This is a genomic window from Stappia sediminis, from assembly GCF_009826895.1.
Lineage (GTDB): Bacteria > Pseudomonadota > Alphaproteobacteria > Rhizobiales > Stappiaceae > Hongsoonwoonella > Hongsoonwoonella sediminis.
Genome location: NZ_WUMV01000016.1, coordinates 1 through 4,652, shown reverse-complemented (window position 1 = coordinate 4,652; position 4,652 = coordinate 1). Strand labels below are relative to the sequence as shown.

Here is a 4,652-nt window from a genome sequence, read left to right as displayed (position 1 = left end):
TCGCAGCAAAGAGCGGCTTAATGATTGGGATTACTGATCCCGCGCGCCCCTATGTCGGCCCCTAGAGGTATCCCGCGCGCTTTCGAGTTTATCGATGGCGACCCAGCGACCAAAACAGCGCTTGAAGCCCCTACGCAGAGATGCGTGACATGATTTTTCGTCAATGCCTTGTATCCCGCGCGACGGTTTTCAGGATTTTCTGCCGGTAAATTGGCAAATGAGAGAGATTTGCAGTCCTAGAGGTTTCCCGCGCACCCCTAGAGGTTTCCCGCGCGCCTGCGCTCAGTTCTCATCCCTCCCTCTCCCCTATTCGCCTCTTGCGGAGTGTTTCAAAAACCCTTTGATTTCCTTGTTCTGAGAACGGCTGTTTTCTGCGGTTTCGGGACTGTGGTTTTGGATGTTTCAAAAACATCTGTTTTGTTGACAGTTGGGCGATCCATGAGACGCTGGGGGTATGAGAACAGCGATTTATGCGCGTGTGAGCACGGACAAGAACCAGACGGTCGAGAACCAGCTTCGTGATCTGCAGGAGATCGGCGAGCGACTCGGCTGGACGATTGTCGCGACGTTCATCGATGAAGGCGTCTCGGGTGCGAAGGGCCGCGATCAACGGCCGGGCTTCGATGCATTGCTGAAGGGGGTTGCACGCAAGGAGTTTGATCTCATCGCGGCATGGAGTGCCGATCGTTTGGGAAGATCCCTGCGCGATCTTATCGGCTTTCTGGACGAGATCCGAAGCCGGAAGGTCGATCTTTATTTGCACAAACAAGGGCTGGATACGTCCACGCCATCGGGCCGCATGTTGTTCCAGATGCTGAGCGTCTTCAGCGAATTCGAGCGCGAGATGATCCGGTCACGGGTGGTTGCCGGGCTTCGCCGAACCGCGGAAAAGGGCACCCGGCTTGGCCGCCCACCTGTGCCGCCGCACAAGATGAGAGCGATCCGCAAAGCCATTGAGGAAGGACAAGGTGTCCGCGCAACGGCAAAAGCCCTTGGTATCTCGCCGTCGACCATTAGCCGGATAAAGAGCGAGATGGACATCGCGGCCAACAAGCTGTCGACGTCACCGGATGTCGAGGCGAGATCCGTATGATGCCCGATGATGATACCGTTTTTGAGCAGGCGAACCTGTCTTCGCAGCAAAGCGGTATTGATGGTGTTGTCACGATCTCCACCAAGGTCCGAGAGTTGGTCCCTCAGGTGCGATATGCGCTCCGGACGGGCAATGCTGAACCCTTCCTCGCCATCTCGATCTCGGAACCGCCCCATATTCTGTCCTCAAGTCTGCCGGAAGAGATCGTCGAGCGGATGGCCCCTGACGTCTTTCGGTGGGTGAGCCTGAACCGGGAGGCTCTGCTCGACTTCTGGCATCTCGGAGACGGATGGCTTGATGAAGATGTTGCGGCCTTTAAGGCCGCGCTGAAGCATATATGAGCCGGGACATTCCGCGCGCGCATGCGTGCCAGTTGGCAAAGAATACGTTGGAGAAGCAGGCGGTCGAATATCCTGTGACATTGCCGGGCCCCGGTCTGACGTCTGCATGAGGCGGCTGCAGCCTGTGCAAGCCGGGAAGCTTCCTCCCCGGCCTGCATGATGTTGTTGCAGGTTGCGTGCAATTTTAGAGCGTCGGCACTTTGAATGTTCCGAGCTTGGGCAGCTTCTTGAGGATGCCGGGGATCTCCCTGCGGCGCTTGTCCTTCGAGTTGGCATAGATGAGCTCTGTTCGAAGATTGGTCTCAACCTCGCAGGTCGACAGGCCGAGGCGATAGAGCCGGGCAGCGAGGCGGAAGAACTCCCGGTGGCCTTCACCGCGCAAGGCTCTGCGCCAATCTTCGCAATATCGTTCGACCCGTTCTGCCCGCTGTGCTTCGGAGAGTTTGCCGTGCCTTGCGCCAGCCGCATGTTGCTTGAGGCTCTGCAGTTGCTTTCGTAGGGCTTCATTCTTCAGCCGGTCTACGGCGAGGAATGCGGCTTTCTCCTCTTCCGGGCAGAGATCGATGATGCACTGCTCGATCCATGCATAGATATCCAACTCGCTTCGATGGGGGCCATCGTAATCGACGAAGAAGGAATCCTTTGGATCGGCCGCCTGAACCGGCAGATAGAACAGGCTGGAGGCATTGAACTTCGATGTGTCGAAGCCGTGCAGCTTCCGTGACTTGATCCGCGGATTGTTCTCAAGATCCTTGGGCCGCCAATAGCCTGCACGCTGCAGAATGCGCTCGATCTGCTGAAGAATGACTTTGTGCACATCAAGCGTCATGGCGCAGCTTGTCGGGATGAAGGCTCGCCACCGGGGAGCTAGGGCTGTCGAGGAGGCGGTGTTCCAGACCACGATCCGAAGGTGCGGCAAAAGGTTTGCAAAATCCTCGTGGCTGAGGTCGCCACCGTCGTTGTCGAGCCAGATGCCGCGAATGTATTCGACGTTAGCCAGTCCGCGGTTGGTGTCCTTGGACTTGTCCGGATCGAAGGTCGTCGGGGTGAAGAGCCCGGCCTTCTCCTTCGGGAGGGGTCTAGCGTGTAGCTCGCGCAAGAACGTAATGAACTCTTCCTCCTCCGCCTTAACCCCACCTGCATCGACCAAAGGCGATTTGGCATATTTGTGCGCAAAAACGGTGCCTTGGGACTCGGCAGTTTGGGAGGGAAGGCAGAAGGGGGGATGAGTTGGTGTTACAAAACGACCTTTCTTAAAGGAACAATCGTAACGGCTTTCTGGGTCTGGCCTTTCGGCGGCCGAAGCCGCCTGCAGGTCTTTTGCGCCAAGGAATCGCTGGTAGTCGATCTCGGCGACCGACAGGCCGTTGAGAGCATTGAGCCCTTGTAACAGCTCCTGTTTTTTCCTCTTGCGGCTGGCCGCCGTTTTATCGGCATCGCAAGTGTGCTTGCGTCGCCGCCCGCCCTTCAGCTTTTGCGGGGCCTTCGTCACGCCCTTAAGCGGGGAAACACGGGCTCCGGGAAACAGCTTGGCCAACCAATCGGCCGTCGAACGGTCCATCACAAAGACACGCTTGGGCGTCTTGTCATCTGGATTACGGATCGAACTACGCACCACCGCCTGATAGACAGCATACCGATAATGCCCGGTTCGAACCGCGTTCCCGTCCACGCCTTGCGTGGCCAAAAAGCCAAAATGCGCAGGCGGCGGATTCAGCGCGCTGAAGATCGCAACGTTATGGAAGTCTTGATAATTATTGAGCCCATGCGGCGTGTTCGGCAGACGGGCATGGAGGGCGCTGTCAAAGAGGCTGTCCGGAATATCTTTGTTCGCCAGCCAAAGCAGAGGGTCTGAACCGATCTCCGTCTTCACCGCTGCGACAATATGATCAAAAAGCTGGATGTGATTGCCGTCATCTTCCAACGGCTTGTCTCTGTAATTCTTCGACCACTCCTCGTCACTGGCATAATAAATATCGATCAGCGCCCCGTTGCCATGCGTCTGATAGCGCAGGCTGCGCGATAGTGTCTCTTCAACCGGCCGGAACTGCACTCCCTTTGCAGACCAAAGCTGGTGGAGCAGCGTCTCCTTAAAACACGCCCCGGCGAGGATGACCTTTTTGAAGTCTGCAAAAATGGACGGCTGCAGGAGCGAATAGGTTTGCAGGAGCCGCCCTTCTGCCGGTCCTGCCGATTGAATGAGGTTCTGATATTGCCGGTGAGCGGCGTAAACATCCCAATCGTCGGACTTGATACGTCTTGCAAGCCCGCCAAACAGCGCCCAGACATCGTCATTGTTCTTATTCCGCGCGATCTTGTTCAGAGACATGGCCCCTCGACATTCGGGTGGCCGTGCCGTGAGCATGCCGTAAGACGGTCCACTCCTGTCGATCTCAAGATGCGCCGTGAGAAGGTCATATGTCTCCGGCAGGCTCAGTTCCTCAAACACATCGGCCTGCGGAACCTCATCCATCAACAAAATCCAGTCCTGCCGGTTTTGAAGGTATGGCACATCCAGAAACGCCTTGTGTGAGATCAACAAGATCTGCCCGTTTGGTCGGTCATCGGGGTCAGGGTTCCGGAAGTAATTAACAATATCGGCAAGGACCCGCTTTGAGTTGTCGCCATGGATTGCCTTCACATGGACCGTATCGGGGATATCGGCCAATTCATTGGCAAGCGTCGCCGCGATCAGATTCTTTGTCGGCTGGACGAAGAGAACATTGGCGCCGCGGGAAGCGCATCTGACCGCATATTTTGCCACGGCGTGCGTTTTGCCCGCCCCGCACAGGGCATCAAAGTAATAACAGTTCATAATATCCTATCAAATAATAAAACCCGCGAGGGCTGGCGGTCCCCCACGGGTTCTTCGCGAATTTTTTCCACTGCAGTGAACTAAAGCAATCGATAAAAGTTCAGCATCCGCCAGATGTTGATAGACATTAATTGTCTATCTCTATTTATGATGCCAATTTGGCCCCTCGAAAGTCAATATTATTCGCCATGTCAAATACAATTGCTTGATAACCAAATTAGGGAGCCCACCACGGATAACCGGCCAACGCCCTCAATCCCTCAGTCTATGAAGACTTAAAATCGCTCTAGAACGAATGACCAAAGGGTAGACCAGTCAACCCGTTTGACACGTGGCAATGGCGAGCTAACATATTGGAATCGTTCAACTCACCAGTGACTCAGATGCCTGTCGGGTGCGCCAT

General features: G+C 55.8%; 3 protein-coding genes. 2 read left to right on the top strand and 1 reads right to left on the bottom strand.

Annotation, left to right across the window (positions count from 1 at the left end; genetic code table 11):
- Positions 1-454 precede the first annotated feature (454 nt).
- On the top strand, positions 455-1,093 hold the full coding sequence (locus GR183_RS21590; RefSeq protein WP_160777763.1) for a recombinase family protein: 639 nt from the start codon (positions 455-457) through the stop codon (positions 1,091-1,093).
- Positions 1,093-1,434 (top strand): hypothetical protein, encoded by a 342-nt coding sequence (locus GR183_RS21585; protein ID WP_160777762.1) that lies wholly within the window; start codon positions 1,093-1,095, stop codon positions 1,432-1,434. Before GR183_RS21590 ends, GR183_RS21585 begins: the two co-directional genes overlap by 1 nt.
- A gap of 184 nt (positions 1,435-1,618) precedes the next feature.
- Here the strand turns inward: GR183_RS21585 and GR183_RS21580 are convergent, their stop codons facing one another.
- The gene (locus GR183_RS21580; protein ID WP_160777761.1) at positions 1,619-4,249 is read right to left on the bottom strand and encodes a DEAD/DEAH box helicase family protein; all 2,631 of its coding nucleotides are present in this window, start codon (positions 4,247-4,249) and stop codon (positions 1,619-1,621) included.
- Positions 4,250-4,652: the final 403 nt, after the last annotated feature.

Coding starts and splice junctions, on each gene's coding strand:
- GR183_RS21580 (WP_160777761.1), bottom strand. CDS start 4,249: ATGAACTGTTATTACTTTGATGCCCTGTGCGGGGCGGGCAAAACGCAC.
- GR183_RS21590 (WP_160777763.1), top strand. CDS start 455: ATGAGAACAGCGATTTATGCGCGTGTGAGCACGGACAAGAACCAGACG.
- GR183_RS21585 (WP_160777762.1), top strand. CDS start 1,093: ATGCCCGATGATGATACCGTTTTTGAGCAGGCGAACCTGTCTTCGCAG.